The sequence below is a fragment of the Cupriavidus sp. GW821-FHT07C08 genome (genome assembly GCF_059419025.1).
The window spans coordinates 105,208-124,049 of record NZ_JBWKQZ010000019.1 but is presented as its reverse complement, the minus strand read 5'-3'; the positions used below and the strand labels follow the sequence as shown (position 1 = coordinate 124,049).

Here is an 18,842-nt window from a genome sequence, read left to right as displayed (position 1 = left end):
CTGGGCTTATCCGGCCAACTTCTTCGCCGCAGCCTGAAGGCCATTCAGAATGCTGTCCGCCAGCCCGGGGGGGAAGTCATCAGGCAGCTGAGCGCGCACCGCATGCACGACCCCCGGTGTGCGGGCAATCAGGTCGTCAACGACGAAACTTGCATCCTTGCCATCGGGCGTGACAATGCCGAGGCGTTGGCCCACGCCCAGCCAATGCCGGCGCAGGATGTCGCGCATCCGCCAGTGTGCGTTCTTCGAGCGCACAGCCATGGCCATCCTGGCACTGTGCGGCGAGAGCTTTCCAGGCCCTTCTCCAAGCAGTGGGTAGGCCGACATCACGTCGTACAGCGGGGTGAGCGCATAGGTGCCGCCCGGGCGCAGGAACAGGCTGAAGTTCTTGGCGTGGCCGTCGGTCGCGCATAGCATCCAGAACAGGACCTGAGCCTGGAAGAATTGCAGCCGGTCGGCATCGCGATGCATGGAGCCGTCCAGCAGCCCCATGATCTGGCTAATCCCTGGGCCGCCGTCGGATTCGTACTTCAGGTGTGGTGGCGTGCCTGTCGCCTGACACATATCTTCCTGGGGGACACGGATGAGCCATCGGCCCCCACGCTCCCACCAGCGCCGGTCAAATCGCTCCACACAGAGCACCTTCTGGTCCTCAAATCGCAACGGCTCGCAGTTGGCCACGGGCAATCCGTAAGCCCTCAGGATCAGGGAGCAGAGCCATTCGTTTTCCACCGACTCGGTCAGGTCGAGTTTCATGTTGCCCACCAACCCCATCGGCAGCTTGAAGATGTGGGTGGTTGGCGTTGCGCCGTGTGGCCGGCACCATTGGCCTTCATTCAGCAGGAGGGCAGTCTTCTCCTGGGCGCCGGCGATAGAGATCCGGAAGTCTTCGTCATCGTCCGGGACGCCGCCAGGTGGCGGGGGCGCGACGGTCGCGCGCAGGATCTGTGCGACCTCCCGCTCGCTGAGGGGTTGCGCCTCCACGCGCTGGACTCCCGCAGGGACGGTTTCATCCGGGAGGATTTGCAGGGCCCCGACGCAGTCACGGCCGATCTGCGCCAGCAAGTCAAAGGCTTCGGTGGTCCTGGCCTGGAACCGGCGCGCGATTCGCTGCCGGATGGTCAGGCTATCTGGCAGCAGGTTGTCAAAATACGATCGCACCTTCTCGCCACGCAGAGGCGCGTTCCCAGGGGTGAACGGCAACGACAACGACAGGGGGCGGCCCTGCGCCGAGGAGGCCCAGTCCGGGGAATACACCAGGGTATCGCCCTGGCGCGGATTCACTTGCCAGGTCCCGACATGGGTACCGTTCATCCACAGGCCGAGGGCCCGAGTATGCGAGCGACGTCCCATTGCATCACCAGGGTTGGTCGGACGGCGCGCCTGAAGGGGCCCCTGATGTTGCAGGGTCCTGACCATCTTTGCGCAGCACCAGTTCCACGCCCAGAATCGCCAGCAGGCGCATCAACCGGCCAGTACTCACCGCTTCGGCGTTGCGTTCAAGCGCGGACAACGTCTGCTGGGTGACGCCCAGGCGGCTCGCCACCTGGGCCTGAGTCAGGCCGGCATCCTTGCGGAACGCCTGCAAGAGGGTGGGAAGCTGCTCAGGAGTACGCAGAGTATAGTCGGGCATACAAATTGCAGGCTGTATTTTCGATATACAAAGGATAGGTTGTTTTCTGGTAATACGCAATATAGGCTGTATTTCTTGAGTACAAACTATGGCCTGTGTTTATCAGAAACCTCCGCTCCGCGCCTCATACACCGATTATCCCCACCGGCGCCGCCATCAGCGCCTGACCAGCGAACACTGCGACTTCGACACCGGCATGAACGCCTGCTCGCCCGGCACTGTGGCCAGCACCTTGTAGTAGTCCCATGGGTACTTGGACTCGGCCGGCGTCTTGACCTCGAACAGATACATGTCGTGGATCATGCGGCCGTCTTCGCGGATGCGGCCGTTCTTGGCGAAGAAGTCGTTGATCGGCATCGACTTCATCTTCTTCATCACCGCCGCAGTCTCGTCGGTGCCCGCTGCCTGCACGGCCTTCAGGTAGTGTGTGACCGATGAATACGCACCTGCCTGGCTCATGTTGGGCATTTTCCTGAGCTTGTCGAAATAGCGGCGCGACCACGCACGCGTGGCTTCATTCATGTCCCAGTAGAAGGCCTCGGTCAATACCAGGCCGGAGGCCGTCTTCAGGCCGATGGCGTGGATGTCGTTGATATAGAGCAGCAGGCCCGCCATGCGCTGCGTGTTGTTGCGGGTCAGGCCGAATTCAGAGGCGGCCTTGATTGCGTTGACGGTATCGCCGCCGGCATTGGCCAGGCCCACCACCTGTGCCTTGCTGGCCTGCGCCTGCAGCAGATAAGAGGCGAAGTCGCTGGTGGCCAGCGGGTGGCGCGCGGCGCCAAGCACCTTGCCGCCGGTCTCGTTGATGACCGCGGTGGCCGAGTCCTGCAGCGTGTGGCCGAAGGCGTAGTCCGCCGTCAGGAAGAACCAGGACTTGCCGCCGCGCTCCACCATTGCGCGTGCGGTGGTGTTGGCCAGCGCGTAGGTGTCGTAGGCGTAGTGCACTGATACCGGCGTGCACAGGTCGTTGGTGATGCGCTCAGTGCCCGGGCCGGAGAACACCACGATGCGGTTCTTTTGTCTTGCAACCTCAAGCACCGCCAGCGCCGGCGCCGACGCGGCCACGTCGAGGATGGCGTCGACATTGGCGGTATCGAACCACTCGCGCGCCTTGTTGGCGGCGATGTCGGCCTTGTTCTGGTGATCGACCACCACCAGCTCGATCTTCTTGCCCAGCACCTTGCCGCCGAAATCGTCGATGGCCATCTGCGCGGCAGTGGCGCTGCCGCGGCCGGTGACGTCGGCATACAGGCCGCTCATGTCGAGCAGCATGCCGATCTTGACGACATCGTCAGAGACGGCGGCCCTGGGCTGGGCCTGGGCGGTGCTGCAGGCAAGCGCCGCGGCGCAGGCGAGGGCGCTGGCGGCAATGCGGCGGATCGCGTGGCGATGGTTCATGGTGTCTCCCTGATTTATTGTTGTTGGCTCATACCGTGGCGATCGGCGTCACCGGCGAGCCCACCGCGCCGGGCAGGCGCAGCGGCGGGGCGGTGAGCTGGAAGCGCGTGCGGCCGTTGGCGCGCAGCCAGTCCGCTAGTTCCCGCAGGTACCACAGCTCGCCCAGCGGCAGGCCCAGCTTGAACAGGCAGTGGTGGTGCAGCGGCAGCAGCGGGTGGTGCTTGTCGCCATCGGGCGCGGGGCGGGCGGGGTAGCGTTCCACCGCGTAGTTGTCGGCGATCAGCGCGGCGATGCCGGCATCGGTGATCCAGTTCAGCAGGCGCTCGTCGCGGCCATCCAGCGCGCAGCAACTGTGGTGCAGCACTGCTTCATCGGGGGTGCGCTGCATCGACAGCACCACCTCGGCAAAGCCGGTGCGCAGCAGCAGCATGTCGCCGCGTTCGACTTCCACCTTGCCGGCGTCCAGCGCGTGCATCAAGTCGTCGTAGCCGACATTGCGAAAGTCCATGCCGAAGGTGTGGGCCAGGTCCACCAGCACGCCCCGGCCCTGCATGCCCTTGACCGCGAAGTTCTCGATGCCCAGCGCCTGCGCGGCACTGTGATCGTGGCCGCAAGGGTGCGCGGCGAAGTTGTCGTCCTCGGCATAGTCCACCGGGCCGACGATATGCTCGTTGGCGCGGTAGCCGTTGTAGTAGACCCGTTCCGGGCGGCCGTCGCCGTCGGCATCGAACAGCGCGCCCACGTGCGCCAGCGCATCCCATTGCGTGCTGTATTGCAGGCACAGCAGCACCTGGTCGTCGCTGATGACGTCCGTGGCGGCCGGGTCCATCTTGGCCAGTGGGAAATTCACATAGGGGATGTCGTCGCGGAAGGTGGGCCGCAGCACCGGCGGATGCCGGCGCGGGTTGAGCTTGTTGCCGCCGGGGTAGTCCAGCGGCAAAGACAGGCAGAAGCTGATGCCGGCCTGCACCTCGCGCGCGCCTTTGACGACTTGTTCCGGGCCGATCAGGTTGACGCGGCCGAGCTGGTCGTCGGGGCCGAAGTCACCCCAGTTGGAACCTTGCGGACGTTGCTTCCAGCGCATGAGTCATGCCTCCTGTCGTGTGCGTGGCCCGAGGGAGCGGCCGGTGTATGGGGTATCAGTGCGGCGTGGCTGCGCGATGTGCGTGGCCACGCGGAAGGTCTCCTGTCCGGTTCTCGTGGCATGAAACCGGTTGCATCCTTATAGGCCATATTGCGGGGAATGGTCATTTTGCGGTGCAACAGGATTTCGGCGAGTTGGCCTCCTTCTTAGCGGCGGACGATGCTGGTTCATGATGTGTTGTCGTACAACATGACTGGGGAAGTGGCTTATATCCGTTCTGAAATAATGAGAGATAGGGAATTCCCGGGGTCATAGGCGGCCATAAGCGGATAGAATGTTGTCAGACAACGTAACACTAAAGGTGCGCGACGCGCGCCAGGCTGGAGATGACATGGCAGTGACCCCGACGGCAGGTGAGCAGGCGGCTCGCCCGCTGTACATCACGATGCACGCGAACGACAACGTTGCCATCGTGGCCAACGACGGCGGCCTGCCGGCGGGAACGGAATTCCCCTGCGGCCTGGTGCTGGCCGAGGGCGTGCCCCAAGGCCACAAGGTGGCGCTGACAAATCTGCGCGAGGGCGACGCGGTGATCCGCTACAACGTGGTGATCGGCTATGCGCTGAAAGACCTGCCGCGCGGCAGCTGGGTCAATGAGCGCGTGATCCGCATGCCGGCCGCGCCGGAACTGCACGACCTGCCGGTCGGCACGCGCGTGGCGCCGCTGCCGCCGCTGGAAGGCTATACCTTCGAGGGCTACCGCAATGCGGACGGCTCGGTCGGCACGCGCAATATCCTGGGCATTACCACCACGGTGCAGTGCGTGGAGGGCGTGGTGGAGTTCGCCGTGCGGCGCATCAAGGAAGAACTGCTGCCGAAGTATCCCAATGTCGATGACGTGGTGGGCCTTGAGCACACCTACGGCTGCGGCGTGGCGATCGACGCGCCCGATGCCGGCATCCCGATCCGCACCATCCGCAATATCGCGCTGAACCCCAATTTCGGCGGCGAGGTGATGATCGTCAGCCTGGGTTGCGAGAAGCTGCAGCCCGCGCGCCTGATCGGCGCCGGCACCATCCCGATCCAGAAGGAGGGCGAGCCCGATGTGGTTTGCCTGCAGGACGAGCAGCACGTGGGCTTTGCCTCGATGATCGATTCGATCATGGCCACGGCAGAGAAGCACCTGGCGCGCCTGAACGCACGCCGGCGCGAGACCTGTCCGGCGTCAGACCTGGTGGTCGGCGTGCAGTGCGGCGGCAGCGATGCCTTCTCCGGCGTCACCGCCAATCCCGCGGTGGGCTTTGCCACCGACCTGCTGGTGCGCGCCGGGGCCACGGTGATGTTCTCCGAAGTGACAGAGGTGCGCGACGGCATCGACCAGCTCACCGCGCGCGCCGCCACGCCCGAGGTCGCCGAGGCGCTGGTGCGGCAGATGGCCTGGTACGACCGCTACCTGGAGCAAGGCAAGGTCGACCGCAGCGCCAACACCACGCCGGGCAACAAGAAGGGCGGCCTGTCGAATATCGTGGAAAAGGCGATGGGCTCGATCGTCAAGTCCGGCACCGGCCCGATCCATGGCGTCACCGGCCCCGGCGAGAAGGTCACGCAGAAGGGGCTGATCTACGCTGCCACGCCCGCTGGAGATTTTGTCTGCGGCACGCTGCAGCTGGCCGCCGGCATGAACCTGCACGTGTTCACCACCGGGCGCGGCACGCCGTACGGGCTGGCCGAGGTGCCGGTGATCAAGGTGTCCACCCGCAACGACCTGGCGCGGCGCTGGCATGACCTGATGGATGTCAACGCCGGCCGCATCGCGACCGGCGAGGCCACTATCGAGGAAGTGGGCTGGGAGCTGTTCCACACGCTGCTGGCCGTGGCCAGCGGCAAGAAGTCATGGGCCGAGCACTGGAAGATCCGCAATGCGCTGGTGCTGTTCAATCCGGCACCGGTGACCTGAAGTCCGGGGCTGAAAAGCTCAAGTGCGCCCGCGCAACGGCTTGAGCAGATGCGACAGGCCGTTGTGATCCAGTTCATGCATCAGCGCCAGCAACGCGCCGATCTGCCCCGGCGGGAAGCCTTCGCGCGCGAACCAGTTCAGGTAATTGCCTGGCAGGTCGGCGATCACCGTGCCTTTGTGCTTGCCAAAGGGCATGGTGACTGTGACCAGCCGCTTGAGGGCGTCGGCGTCGAAATCGGTCATGGGTGGCGGTAAGTCGGAGGGCTCAACGCTATCACAGTCAGGGAAGCATAAGCCCATGCATTGACCGGAGGGATGAATGTGCGATGGGAGCCGTGATCGGATATGGCCCGACCGGACTCGTCGGAATGGACGCCGCCCGCCGTCACGCGCGCTGGATCTTCGCTTCTTCCACAGCCGCGCGCACGCATTCGGCCAGCAACTCTGACGCCCGGGTGCGCGTCGCGCGGGCCGTGCGCGCGATCACCAGCGGCTGGCGCACGGTGTCTTCCCGTATCGGCTTTTCCACGACGGCGGTGATCTGGGACGACGCCGGCGCCTGCGTGATCAGCAGCGCCGCGCCCAGTCCGTTCGCCACCATGCCGCGCGCCAGTTCCAGCGAAGTCGCGCGGTAGCGCACCTCGGGCTGCAGCCCGAATTGCCAGAACGGTGCCATCAGGAATTCACGGCTGTGCGGCAGGTCGATCAGGATCAGCGGTTCCTGCGCCAGTTCGTGCAGCGACAGGCTGCCTTTGCGCCTGGCCAGCCGTGAGCCAGCGGGCAGCAGGCCGTAGGGCCGCAGCTCTGCCAGCAGTTCGCGCTCGATGTCATCGGGCATGCCGACGTCGTAGGTCAGCGCCAGCTCGATCTGCCCGCCGTGCAGCCAGTCTTCCAGCTGGGCGAGATCCCCTTCGACAAAGCGTACCGACAGTTTGGGATAGCGCTCGCGTGCCAGGCGCAGCACCACCGGCAGGTAGACCGGCGCCAGCGTGCGGAAGACGCCGATCTGCACCTCGCCCGCCGCGGCATCGCCGCTCTTGTCCACTTCAAATGCCGTTGCTGCACCAAGGATGTGGCGCGCTTCCGCCAGCTTGCGCACGCCGAAGCGGGTCAGGGTCATCCTTGCGCCGACATCGCGGGCGAACAGGGCTTCCTCGAACAGCGTCTCCAGTTCACGGATGGCAACGGAGATGGAGGGCTGCGAGACGTTCAGCAGCCGCGCCGCCGCCGTGGTGCTGCCGGTTTCCGCCGCCGCGGCGAAGTAGCGCAACAGCCGCAAGGAGACACGCATCAGGAAATCCTATAGGTGCTAGTCGAATTCCATATTTTACTTGATAGCCTGCGCTGCGCAGAATCGGTATCACTGAAACGCAAGCCCGCGGGCTTGCAAGCCCTGGAGGCCAAGACGTGACCCATTCCGACCTGCCGCTTGCCGGCATCCGCGTGATCGATTTCTCGCGCGTGCTGGCGGGCCCATACTGCACGGCGCTGCTCGGCGACCTAGGCGCCGAGGTGATCAAGATCGAACCGCCGGGCGGCGACGACTACCGCGCGGTCGGTCCATTTGTTGATGGCAAGAGCGGCCTGTTCTCTGCCATGAACCGCAACAAGCAGAGCATCGTGATCGACCTGAAGACGGCAGCGGGCCTGGCGCTGGCGCGCTCGCTCTGCGCCCGGGCCGACGTGGTGGTCGAGAACTTCCGCCCGGGTGTCGCGGACAAGCTGGGCATCGGCTATGAGGCGCTGCGAGCGCTGAATCCGTCGGTGGTCTACGCCAGCGTGTCGGGTTTCGGCCAGACCGGACCGGAATCGCACCGCCCGGCCTACGACATCATCCTGCAGGCAATGTGCGGGCTGATGGATGCCACCGGCGCCCCGGACGGCACCCCGACCATGCTGGGCGAGGCTGTCTCGGATGCGGTCAGCGGCCTGTTCGCCTCATGGGGCGTGCTGGCCGCGCTGCTGGCGCGCGAGAAGACCGGGCGGGGCACGCATGTCGATGTCTCGATGTTCGACGCCACCCTGAGCCTGAGCGCCACCCTGGTTGCGCGCTATGCCGCGACCGGCCTGGCGCCGCGGCGCGTCGGCAACCGCCATCCCTCGTCCGCGCCGTTCGGCGTGTACCGCGCCGCGGACGGCTTCTACGTGGTGGCGGTGCTGAACAACAAGCTGTTCCTGGCGCTGGCCAATGCCATCGGCCGGCCGGAGATGGCACAGGATCCGCGCTTTGCCGACGACGAGACGCGCTGCCGCTTCGAGGGCGATCTGCGCGCCGGTCTCGAAGCCTGGTCGGCCAGCCGTTCCGTGGCCGAGGTGAACCGCCTGCTGAGCGAGGCGGGCATCCCTGTCGCGCCTATCCGCAACGTCAAGGAAGCCCTGGAGAGCGATCATGCCGCCCACCGCGGCTTGCTTACCGAAGTGCCCGAGCCGGAAGGCGGCACCGTGCGACTGCCCTCGCAGCCGGTGAAGTTCTCCGGCTACGGCGCCAACCGCGTGACGCCCGCGCCGGCGCTGGGGCAGCACACCGAAACCATCCTGGCCGAGCTGGCCAACGCTGCCACGGCGCCTCCGCAAGCGTTCAGCAAGGAGAAACAACATGCATAAACGACTGGGCGTAGAGCCGGGCGATCTTGAGATTGCCAATGCCATCGGACGCTTCGCGCAAAGCGAACTGGCGCCGAAGGCGGCCGAGGTGGACCGGGCCGAAGCCTCCACCACGTGCTATATGCCGCAACTTGCCGAGCTCGGCCTGATGGGGATGAACCTGCCGGAACGCTGGGGCGGCACCGAGACCTCGCCGGTGGCACTGATCCTGTCGCTGGCGGAGGTTGCCAAGGCCTGCGCCTCGACCTCGTCGATGATCGGCGCGCACTACCTGGCTACCGATTCCATCCTGATCGGCGGCGACGACAGCCTGCGCGAGCGCTACCTGCCGGATGCGGCCGCCGGCGGAAAGCTGGGCGCCTTTGCGCTGACCGAGCCGCGCGCCGGCTCCAACCCGGCCGACATGGCCACGCGCGCCACCCCGGAGGGCGACGGCTACCGCCTGCGCGGGGTCAAGCATTTCATCTCCAACGCCGACGCGGCGGACTTTATCGTCGTCTACGCCAAGACCGATCCCGCCGCGGGCACGCGCGGTATCAGCGCCTTCGTGGTGGACCGGCACAGCGAGGGCGTGCAGATCGCGCCCGCCGAGAAACTGATGGGGATTCGCGGGGCGCCGGCCCATGAGGTGGCGCTGGACTGCTTCGTCCCTGCCGCCAACCGGCTGGGGCCGGAAGGCACGGGCTTCCGTACCGCGATGAAGGTGCTGGACAACAGCCGCCTGGACGTGGCCGCCACCAGCCTGGGCATTGCCGAGGCAGCGCTGGCCTGCGCGGCGGATTGGGCCAGGCAGCGCCAGGTCGGCGGCGAGCCGCTGGCGCGCAAGCAAGGCCTGCAATGGATGTTCGCCGACATGCGCACGCGGCTGGAGGCGGCCTGGCTGCTGACCCTGCAGGCGGCGGTGCGGCGCCGGGACGGCGAGCCCTTCACCGAGCAGGCATCGATGGCCAAGCTCTATGCCTCAGAGATGGTCGGCTTTGTCACCGACGCCGCGCTGCAGATCCACGGCGGCTACGGCTTCACGCGCGAAATGCCGCTGGAGCGGCTGGTGCGCGATGCGCGGATCCTGCGCATCTATGAAGGCTCGTCGGAAATCCAGCGGACGGTGATTGCACGCGCGGTGCTGGCGTAAGCACCGCTGCAGATCCGACGGCCGGGGATCAGGCCGTGGCAGGCGTGTCAGGGCTGTCAGGCGTGGTGGCGGCGGGCGCGGCAGGTGCGTCAGGCGTGGCGGCGGGCGTGGCAGGCTTGGCTTTCCGCGGCCGGGCGCCCGCACTGCGGCGCGCCTTCAGCTGCTGGGCCCGCTTGGCATCCGCCAGGCTGACGACGCCGGCTTCATTGCCGTCCAGGTCCAGCCGCTTGGCGCCTTCCACCATGCACGACCAATAGCGTGCGCCGCTGCACCAGGTGCGGATCGCTTCACGCAGCTCCGCCTCGGTCAGGGCAAGCTTGCCCGCATGCTGGGCCAGATCCTCGAACGTGCCGACCTTCAGCGGCACCTTGGGCGCCGGGTTCTTCGGAAACGCCTTGGGGAAGTGCTTCTGCAGCCGGGCAATCGAATGCACCACCGGATCGACGGGCGGCTTCGCGGGTGCGGCAGCCGGCGCGGCAGCTGGCGCGGGGCGCCGGCGCTTGCCTTCCGTACGTGATTCGGCCTTCGCCTTGTTTGCCAGTTGATCCCTTAGTGCTGCGAGTTGTTCAAAGCCCATGATATTTGCCGTTCTGTGAACCAGAATTGTAGCAAGGCTGGGCCAATGACAGGTTCGGCGGCATTTTGCGTGCGGCGGGCATGGGTCGAATACGCCTCTCGCTCCCGAAAGGCGGGGCCCGGACAGAAGGGCTGGCGGCGGGACGTCCTCATATGATTGCCCTGAGCAGGCGGACCATCCGTTCGAAAATCGAGGAGCAGCGGTGGATTCCTATGCCATGAACGGTGAAACGCCAGACGAGTCGCACCTGCAGCAATCCCGCGCAGCGCTCACCCTTGCTGCGTTGGGCGTCGTCTACGGCGATATTGGCACGAGCCCCCTTTATGCGGTCAAGGAAACCTTCAATCCAGCCCATGGGATTCCCCTCGTAACCGAGAACATACTCGGCGGCATCTCCGCGATCCTCTGGGCGCTGATGGTGGTCGTTTCGCTCAAGTACGTGATCCTCATCATGCGGGCAAACAACAGGGGCGAAGGCGGCATCATGGCACTGCTCGCGCTCGCCCTGGCGTCCGTGAAAAAGGTCGGTCGCTCCCCGACGCCGATCCTGCTCGTGGGCCTGTTTGGCGCGGCGCTCTTCTATGGTGATGCCGTGCTGACGCCTGCCATGTCGGTGCTCTCGGCGCTCGAAGGCATCGAGGTGGGCACTACCGCGCTGCAGCCGTATATCTTGCCGGCATCGGTGGGTGTGTTGATCGCGCTGTTCCTGTTCCAGCGGCATGGCACCGCGGCCATCGGCGCGCTGTTCGGGCCTGTCACGATCGTGTGGTTTATCGCCCTTGCCGCCGCGGGCATCCACGGCATCGCCCGGTATCCAGCAATCCTGGGCGCGCTCAGCCCGCTGCACGCGCTCGGTTTCGTGACGCAGCACGGGTTCGCCTCGTTCGCGGTGCTTGGGGCGGTGCTGCTCGCGTTCACCGGTGCCGAAGCGCTCTACGCCGATATGGGACACTTCGGCAGTGCCCCGATTCGCCTGGCCTGGTTCGGCCTGGTATTCCCGGCCCTTGCACTCAACTACCTGGGGCAGGGCGCGCTGATCATTGTGAATGCAAAAGCAATCGAGAATCCCTTCTACCTGCTCTTTCCGTCGTGGGCCCTTTATCCGATGGTTGCACTTGCGACAGCGGCAACAGTGATCGCGTCGCAGGCGACGATTTCGGGTGCCTACTCGCTGACGAAACAGGGAATCCAGCTGGGCTATCTGCCACGCATGAACGTGGTGCACACATCAGAGCGGGCGATCGGTCAGATCTACATACCGACGCTCAACGGGATATTGCTTGTTGCGGTTCTGATTGCCGTGCTCGGCTTCGGGTCTTCGACCAATCTCGCTTCGGCATACGGTGTCGCGGTCACCGGCACGATGCTGGTGACGACGCTTCTCACCTTCTTTGTGATCCGCTACGGTTGGCGCTACAACCTGCTGCTAAGCCTTTTCGCGACCGGCTTCTTTATCGCGGTGGATATGGCTTTCGTTTCTTCCAGCCTGTTGAAAGTTGCCGAAGGGGGCTGGTTCCCGCTCGTTGTCGGGGCCGCGATGTTCGTCGTGATGCTGACATGGGTTCGCGGCCGGCAAGCCCTGTTGGAGCGGCTCCAAAGTACCGACGTACCCCTCAAGTCGTTCCTGGATTCGCTGTTTCTCGCACCACCACCGCGTGTGCCAGGCACGGCGGTGTTCCTCACCCCGACACCGGATGTGGTGCCACATGCGTTGATGCATAACCTCAACCATAACAGGGTGCTACACGAGCGCGTCGTGTTTCTCACCGTGAAGATGAAGGACGTACCATCGGTGCCGGTGACCGAGTGCGCGGCCGTTGAACCGCTCGGACACGCCTGCTACCGGATAACGCTGCGCTTCGGCTTCATGAACCGGCCCGATGTCGCGCAGGCGCTCGGCGCGCTGCCTCCGGCGGCTGGCCTGGAGTTTGACATCATGGACACCTCGTTCTTCCTGAGTCGCGAGGCCATCGTCCCTGCAGCCGGCGTTTCCAGTGGCATGGCCTCATGGCGTGAGCGTCTGTTTGCCACGATGAGCAGGAACGCCGGTAATGCTGCAGATTATTTCAACATACCGGCAAATCGCGTGATCGAGATTGGCACGCAGATCGAGATCTAGACCGCAGGCGGTAGCTGTTCTGCAAAGGACTCCGTGGCCCAGGCGTCCCGTACCTCGGCAGCCAGTTCATCGGCGCGCCCTTGATAGCGTGGCGAAAAATGGAACGGCGTCACCGCGCGTGCGCCGATGCTGCGCGCAATCCATCCGGCCTGGGCAGCGGTCAGGTGGTTCTTGCGCAGGCCGTGTGCCCGGTCAACGTCCAGGAACACGCTCTCGATGAAGAGCTGGTCGACGCCTTGCATCAGTTGCGACAGCGCTTGCACGTTCTCGCTCGTATAGCGCAGGTCGGTCACGTAGCCGATGCGCCGGCCGGGCTCGGCATCCAGGATCAGCCGGCTCAGCTCGCCGACCGTTCGCGCCGACGCATGGTCGCCGAGCCGGTCCCGCCACTGCACAAGGATCGGCGCATCGTCGGCTGCGCCGGTCAGGACGGCATGCTTGAGTTCGCGCAGCCAGGCGCCGGTGGTCAGGCCGGATGCGGCCAGGCGTTCCTTGTTGACGCCGAGCCGGGCCTTTTCCTCCACCAGGTAGGCCAGGCATGGAGTCCCGTGGTCAACAAAGCAGGCGCACACCCGGAACGTCGCTTCGTCGTGCACGATATCGCCGGTCCTCGCGGCGCGCGCTTCGGCTTCCCTGGCAAAGCCGTGCCGGCTGGAAAAGCAGGCGCGCCGCATCTGCCGGTCCAGTCCAAGTTCGGCCACTTCGATGACCAGTTCGGTGGCGTAGCGATGCACCACATTCCAGGTATAGGCAAGCAGCTTGTGCTCGACCTGCGCCAGGAATCCCGGCCCGCCGACCAGCACGATGCGCGGCTTGCGCCCGAGCAGCACCCGCAGCAGCTTGTCGAAGCCGGAGAAATGATCCATGTGTGCATGCGTGACAAACACATGCGACAGGCGCATCAGCTCGCGCGGCATCAGCCGGGCGATGTCGCCCAGGTCGAACAGCAGCGCGCGCCGTTCGTCCAGGAAGTCGACGAACAGCCCCGGGTCGCCAAAGGCATCGTTGACGAGGCGGGCTTCCAGCAAGGGACGCATGATCAATCGCGGTGCGACCGGCACCAGGCTCAGGCAAAGGCGCATGCTGGTCCGGGCTGCCAGTCACCGCCCGGTCAGCTGGCGCAGCAGCTTCTGCACGATCCGCTCATGCTCTTCCAGCGCCGCGTCAAGCGTCTGCGCGCCAAAACTTTCATTGTCCTGCTCAGCCAGCCCTGTGACGCGCGTGATGAACAAGGGGGTGTCGGTCGGTGCGGCCTCCGACACGCCCCGGAAGCGGGTCGTCACCATGCCGCCGGACTGCTCCAGCAGGGTGCGGCGGAATACCAGGTCGTTGTCCGCCATCCAGCGCGACCATTCGTCGTGGTCGGTTACCTGCACTGGCCGGTTCTTCTCATCAAGGATATAGAAGCGGCGCCATTGTTGTGCGTCTTGACGAGGCTTCATCGAAGGCCACCTCCGTACGGTTGTGGGCATCCGGGCTCGGCGGGCAACCGTGGCCGGAGTGCCGGAAGCTGGCCGTCTGTGGCCGCAAAGTGCTTTGCAAGGGACTGCCACGCAAGGCACGAGCTCACGTTGCCCTACAGCGAGTCTATTTAACGCCCGCCACAAACTGGAGTAGATTTGAAGAGACAGGCGCGCACAAGGTTGCCACCGGGGTGCCAGCGTGGCTGTCGCCTGGGAGTGTATGCATCATGGACGAAGACACCGTTGTCACCGTTACGGTACAGGACAATGGGCCGTACCGCATAAAAGGTCCCGTCAGGATCGTGACCCCGGCAGGCGCCACCTTCGCTTTTGAAGGCGAGCAGGTCTGGTTGTGCCGGTGCGGCCATTCCGAGAACAAGCCTTTCTGCGATGGCTCGCACAAGCGGCAGGGGTTCAGCAGCACACCACAGCCGAAGTCTTGAGCCGCCTGAGATCGTTTTTGTCAGGATGAAACTCTCACTGCATGGTTCAACGCAGCGGGGCGCGCATGCCGCCGCGCGGCAGGCAGCCAAGCAGCCTGTCGAAGGCCGGCGCGATGTCCTCTTCCGGTACGCAGGCATACCCCAGCAGCAGGCCTTGCTGGACGGCATCGCCGATGAAATAGCGCGACAGCGGCCGCACCACGATGCCGCGCTCGCGGGCGGCGGCGGTGATGGCCACGTCGTCGGCATCGTCGGGCAGGCGCAGCACCAGGTGCAGGCCGGCATTGCTGCCGTGCTCGTGCAGCGTCCCGGGGCCGAGGTAGCGCTCGATCAACGCGGCCAGGATGGCGCGCCGCCTGGCATACAGCGGCCGCATGCGGCGGATGTGGGCGGCATAGTCGCCGGCCTGCATGAATTCGGCGACGGTTGCCTGCGTCATCAGGTGGCCGGCCCGGTATAGCTCGGCGTGCGCGGTCTGGAAGGCGCCGGCGAGGCTGCGCGGCAACACCAGGTAGCCCATGCGTAAGCCAGGATAGAGCGTCTTGCTGAAGGTGCCGATATAGATCACCGGCGCATCCGGTTCCATGCCCTGCAACGACGGGATCGGCTGCCCGGAAAAACGGAACTCGCTGTCGTAGTCGTCTTCCACGATCCAGCTGCCGCGCTGGCGGGCGTATTCCAGCAGCGCGCGCCGGCGCTTCAGGCTCATCACGGCGCCAAGCGGGTACTGGTGCGAGGGCGTGACGAAGATAAATCGCGGCGCGGGCATGTCCCGGCCGGCTTCGGTTTCGGGCAGCGTCAGGCCTTCGTCGTCCACCAGCTTCGGCACCATGCCGATGTCGCTGACCTGAAGCACGCCGCGGATGCCCCAATAGCTGGGTTCCTCCACCCATGCCTGGTCGCCGGGCGAGCCCAGCATCCTCACCACCAGGTCGATGGCCTGGTGAATGCCCTCGGTGATCAGCACCTGGTCCGGATCGCAGCGCACCGAGCGCGCCACCCGCAGATGCGCCGCCAGGGCTTCGCGCAGCGCCGGCAGCCCGCCGCCATGGCTGTAGCTCAGCCACTCCGGGTGCGGGTTGCGCCACACGCGGGCCGAGATCTGGGCATAGCGGCGATGCGGGAAGCGGGTGACGTCGGGCACGCCCGGCATGAATGCGCCCCATTGCGTGGGCGAGGCCGAGGCATTGGCCAGCAGCCGCTGTCCGCGCGGCGACAGCCCGGGCATGGCCTGCGGCCCGACCTCGGTCGCCGGGACCGCGGCGGCGTTCAGGTAGCGCTCCGGCGCAGTGGCGGCAACGAAGGTGCCGCTGCCGGTGCGCGCGTACAGGTATCCCTCGGCCAGCAGCTGGTCGTAGGCAAACATCACCGTATTGCGCGACAGCCCCAGCTCGGCGGCCAGGTCGCGTTGCGGCGGCAGGCGCGTGGCCGGCGCAAGGCTGCCGTCCTGTATCGCGCCGCGGATGCATTCGTAGAGGCCGCGGTTGAGCGGTTTGCCCAGTGCCGCCGTGCCTTCGGGGCCCAGGCGCTGGAGCAGCTGGTCGCCGCAGATCGATTTCAAATTGGCACCATCGGAATTGCGAAAGCGGTACTGGATTATAGGGCCAAGGCCGGTTGAAATGGCTGGCATCGCTGGGCGCCTGCCAGCGGTGCCCGTTTCGCGAGTCGGCCGGTGCCGACAGTCCTTACCGCACAAAGACCATGAAAAACCTCGAACTGAACCAACGCCGTACCCTCGCGACGCCGCGCGGCGTGGGCGTGATGTGCGATTTCTACGCCGACCGCGCCGAGAACGCCACGCTGTGGGATGTGGAAGGCCGTGCCTACACGGACTTCGCCGCCGGCATCGCCGTGCTCAACACGGGCCACCGCCACCCGCGCGTGATGCAGGCCATCGCAGCGCAGCTGGAGCGTTTCACGCATACCGCCTACCAGATCGTGCCCTACCAGGGCTATGTCACGCTGGCCGAGCGCATCAACGCGCTGGTGCCGATCCAGGGCCTGAACAAGACGGCCCTGTTCACCACCGGCGCGGAGGCCGTGGAGAACGCCATCAAGATCGCCCGTGCGCATACCGGCCGCCCCGGCGTGATCGCCTTCTCTGGCGCCTTCCATGGCCGCACGCTGCTGGGCATGGCGCTGACCGGCAAGGTGGCGCCGTACAAGATCGGGTTCGGCCCGTTCCCCTCCGACATCTACCACGCCCCGTTCCCCAGCGCGCTGCATGGCGTCAGCACTGAGCGGGCGCTGCAGGCGCTTGAAGGCCTGTTCAAGACCGATATCGATCCGGGCCGCGTGGCCGCGATCATCGTTGAGCCGGTGCAAGGCGAGGGCGGCTTCCAGGCGGCGCCGGCCGATTTCATGCGGGGCCTGCGGGCGGTGTGCGACCAGCACGGCATCGTGCTGATCGCCGATGAAGTGCAGACCGGCTTTGGCCGTACCGGCAAGATGTTCGCGATGTCGCACTACGACGTGGAGCCGGACCTGATCACCATGGCCAAGAGCCTGGCCGGCGGCATGCCGCTGTCGGCGGTCAGCGGCCGGGCCGCGATCATGGATGCGCCGCTGCCCGGCGGCCTCGGTGGCACCTATGCCGGCAATCCGCTGGCGGTGGCGGCGGCGCACGCGGTCATCGACGTCATCGAGGAAGAAAAGCTGTGCGAGCGCTCCGCCGGCCTTGGCCAGCAGTTGCGCGAGCACCTGCTGGCGCAGCGCAAGCACTGCCCCGCCGTGGCCGAGGTGCGCGGGCTGGGTTCGATGGTCGCCGCCGAATTCTGTGATCCCGCCACGGGCCAGCCCAGCGCCGAGCATGCCAAGCGCGTCCAGGCCCGTGCGCTGGAAGCCGGCCTGGTGCTGCTGACCTGCGGCACTTACGGCAATGTCATCCGCTTCCTCTATCCGCTCACCATCCCGCAGGCGCAGTTCGACGCGGCGCTGGCGGTGCTGGCCCAGGCGCTGGCCGAATAAGGGGAACACATGGAACTCCAACATACCGCGCTGTTGCGCAGCCATTGCCTGATCGACGGCGAATGGACCGGGGCGCAAAGCGGCGCAGAACTCGCCGTCTTCAACCCGGCGACTCAAGAACGAATTGGCTCGGTGCCCCTGGCCGGCGCGGCTGAAGCCGAACAGGCGGTGCGCGCCGCCGAGCGCGCGCTGCCGGCATGGCGCGCGCAGACGGGCAAGGCGCGTGCCGCCGTGCTGCGCCGCTGGGCCGACCTGATGCTGGCGCACCAGGAAGACCTGGCCCGGTTGATGACCGCCGAGCAAGGCAAGCCCCTGGCCGAGGCGCGTGGTGAGGTGGCCTACGCGGCGAGCTTCCTCGAGTGGTTTGGCGAGGAAGCCAAGCGGGTCGATGGCGAGGTGCTGGCCAGCCCGCGCAGCAGCCAGAAGATGCTGGTGCTGCGCGAGCCGGTGGGCGTGTGCGCGGCCATTACGCCGTGGAACTTCCCCGCGGCGATGATCACGCGCAAGGTCGGCCCGGCGCTCGCCGCCGGCTGCACCATCATCGTCAAGCCCGCCGAACAGACGCCGCTCACGGCACTGGCGCTGGCCGTGCTGGGCGAACAGGCCGGCGTGCCGCGTGGCGTGCTGCAGGTGGTGACCGGCGACGCCGTGCAGATCGGCGGCGTGCTGTGCGCCAGCCCGGTGGTGCGCAAGCTCAGCTTTACCGGCTCGACCGCGATCGGCAAGCTGCTGATGGCGCAGTGCGCCGGCACCGTGAAGAAGCTTTCGCTGGAACTGGGTGGCAACGCGCCGCTGATCATCTTCGACGACGCCGACCTGGATCGCGCGGTCGAGGGCATCCTTGCCTCCAAGTTCCGCAACAGCGGCCAGACCTGTGTCTGCGCCAACCGCATCTATGTGCACGACCGCGTCTACGACGAGGTCGCGCGCCGGCTGGTCAGCGCGGTCGAACAGCTGCGGCCGGGCCATGGCGTCGACAGCGGGGTCACGCAAGGCCCGCTCATCGACGCCGATGCGGTGGCCAAGGTCGAAGCGCATATCGCCGACGCGCTCGCGCACGGCGCCACGGTGCTGACGGGCGGCCAGCGCCATGCGCTCGGCGGCACCTTCTTCGCGCCGACGGTGCTGGCCAATGCGACTGCGTCGATGCGGGTCGCGCGCGAGGAGACCTTCGGCCCGCTGGCACCGCTGTTCCGCTTCACCAGCGAAGCAGAAGTGGTGGCGATGGCCAACGATACCGAATCCGGGCTGGCCGCTTACTTCTTCTCGCGCGACATGGCGAAGATCTGGCGCGTGGCGCAGGCGCTCGAGTACGGCATGGTCGGCATCAATACCGGGCTGATCTCCAACGAGGTGGCGCCGTTCGGCGGCGTCAAGCAATCGGGGCTGGGCCGCGAAGGCTCACGCCATGGCATCGACGAGTATCTGGAGACGAAGTACCTCTGCATGGAAGTCGAATAACAGC

17 protein-coding genes are annotated in these 18,842 nt (G+C 66.1%); 7 read left to right on the top strand and 10 right to left on the bottom strand.

Translation table 11 applies throughout. The features are described 5' to 3' along the window. Positions 1 to 6: 6 nt before the first annotated feature. The 4 genes from AC07UK_RS23075 to AC07UK_RS23060 all read right to left on the bottom strand — a co-directional run bounded on the left by AC07UK_RS23075 (position 7) and on the right by AC07UK_RS23060 (position 4,115). Positions 7 to 1,353, bottom strand: a complete 1,347-nt coding sequence (locus tag AC07UK_RS23075) for a type II toxin-antitoxin system HipA family toxin (protein WP_494686309.1) — start codon at positions 1,351 to 1,353, stop codon at positions 7 to 9. Between the two features lie 4 nt (positions 1,354 to 1,357). After that, the gene (locus tag AC07UK_RS23070; protein WP_436223708.1) at positions 1,358 to 1,633 is read right to left on the bottom strand and encodes a helix-turn-helix transcriptional regulator; all 276 of its coding nucleotides are present in this window, start codon (positions 1,631 to 1,633) and stop codon (positions 1,358 to 1,360) included. A gap of 156 nt (positions 1,634 to 1,789) precedes the next feature. Next, on the bottom strand, positions 1,790 to 3,031 hold the full coding sequence (locus AC07UK_RS23065; protein WP_436223707.1) for an ABC transporter substrate-binding protein: 1,242 nt from the start codon (positions 3,029 to 3,031) through the stop codon (positions 1,790 to 1,792). Between the two features lie 28 nt (positions 3,032 to 3,059). Beyond that, the gene (locus AC07UK_RS23060; RefSeq protein WP_436223706.1) at positions 3,060 to 4,115 is read right to left on the bottom strand and encodes a cyclase family protein; all 1,056 of its coding nucleotides are present in this window, start codon (positions 4,113 to 4,115) and stop codon (positions 3,060 to 3,062) included. A 391-nt stretch (positions 4,116 to 4,506) separates the two neighbouring features. On the opposite strand from AC07UK_RS23060, the gene garD reads away from it, so the two are divergent. Beyond that, entirely contained in the window at positions 4,507 to 6,072 is a 1,566-nt protein-coding gene (garD, locus tag AC07UK_RS23055; protein ID WP_436223705.1) for a galactarate dehydratase, read from the top strand. Between the two features lie 18 nt (positions 6,073 to 6,090). Here the strand turns inward: garD and AC07UK_RS23050 are convergent, their stop codons facing one another. Both AC07UK_RS23050 and AC07UK_RS23045 read right to left on the bottom strand, forming a co-directional pair. Beyond that, positions 6,091 to 6,315 (bottom strand): DUF3820 family protein, encoded by a 225-nt coding sequence (locus AC07UK_RS23050; protein WP_013952607.1) that lies wholly within the window; start codon positions 6,313 to 6,315, stop codon positions 6,091 to 6,093. A gap of 142 nt (positions 6,316 to 6,457) precedes the next feature. After that, the gene (locus AC07UK_RS23045; protein ID WP_436223704.1) at positions 6,458 to 7,363 is read right to left on the bottom strand and encodes a LysR family transcriptional regulator; all 906 of its coding nucleotides are present in this window, start codon (positions 7,361 to 7,363) and stop codon (positions 6,458 to 6,460) included. 116 nt (positions 7,364 to 7,479) lie between these two features. Here AC07UK_RS23045 and AC07UK_RS23040 point away from each other — a divergent pair, with 116 nt between their 5' ends. Continuing rightward, positions 7,480 to 8,676 carry a CaiB/BaiF CoA transferase family protein gene (locus AC07UK_RS23040; RefSeq protein ID WP_436223703.1) on the top strand — a complete coding sequence of 399 codons (1,197 nt, stop codon included), beginning with the start codon at positions 7,480 to 7,482 and terminating at the stop codon, positions 8,674 to 8,676. Further along, a complete protein-coding gene (locus tag AC07UK_RS23035) occupies positions 8,669 to 9,808 on the top strand; it encodes an acyl-CoA dehydrogenase family protein (protein WP_436223702.1) in 1,140 nt (379 codons plus the stop codon). The genes AC07UK_RS23040 and AC07UK_RS23035 overlap by 8 nt, the downstream gene beginning before the upstream one ends. Positions 9,809 to 9,836: 28 nt before the next feature. On the opposite strand, the gene AC07UK_RS23030 is transcribed toward AC07UK_RS23035, so the two are convergent. After that, a complete protein-coding gene (locus tag AC07UK_RS23030; RefSeq protein WP_436223701.1) occupies positions 9,837 to 10,385 on the bottom strand; it encodes a ProQ/FinO family protein in 549 nt (182 codons plus the stop codon). A gap of 217 nt (positions 10,386 to 10,602) precedes the next feature. Between AC07UK_RS23030 and AC07UK_RS23025 the strand changes: the two genes are divergently transcribed. Then, positions 10,603 to 12,504 (top strand): potassium transporter Kup, encoded by a 1,902-nt coding sequence (locus AC07UK_RS23025; protein WP_436225317.1) that lies wholly within the window; start codon positions 10,603 to 10,605, stop codon positions 12,502 to 12,504. Here the strand turns inward: AC07UK_RS23025 and AC07UK_RS23020 are convergent. Further along, a complete protein-coding gene (locus AC07UK_RS23020) occupies positions 12,501 to 13,541 on the bottom strand; it encodes a ribonuclease Z (RefSeq protein WP_436223700.1) in 1,041 nt (346 codons plus the stop codon). The two genes, AC07UK_RS23025 and AC07UK_RS23020, sit on opposite strands and share 4 nt — an antisense overlap. Before the next feature lie 63 nt (positions 13,542 to 13,604). Continuing rightward, positions 13,605 to 13,946, bottom strand: coding sequence for a hypothetical protein (locus AC07UK_RS23015; RefSeq protein WP_153955875.1), 342 nt, complete (start codon positions 13,944 to 13,946; stop codon positions 13,605 to 13,607). Between the two features lie 248 nt (positions 13,947 to 14,194). Between AC07UK_RS23015 and AC07UK_RS23010 the strand changes: the two genes are divergently transcribed. Further along, positions 14,195 to 14,410 (top strand): CDGSH iron-sulfur domain-containing protein, encoded by a 216-nt coding sequence (locus AC07UK_RS23010; RefSeq protein WP_041228590.1) that lies wholly within the window; start codon positions 14,195 to 14,197, stop codon positions 14,408 to 14,410. Between the two features lie 46 nt (positions 14,411 to 14,456). On the opposite strand, the gene pdxR is transcribed toward AC07UK_RS23010, so the two are convergent. After that, positions 14,457 to 15,971 carry a MocR-like pyridoxine biosynthesis transcription factor PdxR gene (pdxR, locus tag AC07UK_RS23005; protein ID WP_494686308.1) on the bottom strand — a complete coding sequence of 505 codons (1,515 nt, stop codon included), beginning with the start codon at positions 15,969 to 15,971 and terminating at the stop codon, positions 14,457 to 14,459. Between the two features lie 140 nt (positions 15,972 to 16,111). Between pdxR and AC07UK_RS23000 the strand changes: the two genes are divergently transcribed. Together AC07UK_RS23000 and AC07UK_RS22995 are read left to right on the top strand one after the other, a co-directional pair. Beyond that, positions 16,112 to 17,377, top strand: a complete 1,266-nt coding sequence (locus AC07UK_RS23000; protein WP_436223699.1) for a 4-aminobutyrate--2-oxoglutarate transaminase — start codon at positions 16,112 to 16,114, stop codon at positions 17,375 to 17,377. Positions 17,378 to 17,386: 9 nt separating this feature from the next. Next, positions 17,387 to 18,838, top strand: coding sequence for an NAD-dependent succinate-semialdehyde dehydrogenase (locus AC07UK_RS22995; RefSeq protein ID WP_035827814.1), 1,452 nt, complete (start codon positions 17,387 to 17,389; stop codon positions 18,836 to 18,838). Positions 18,839 to 18,842 lie beyond the last annotated feature (4 nt).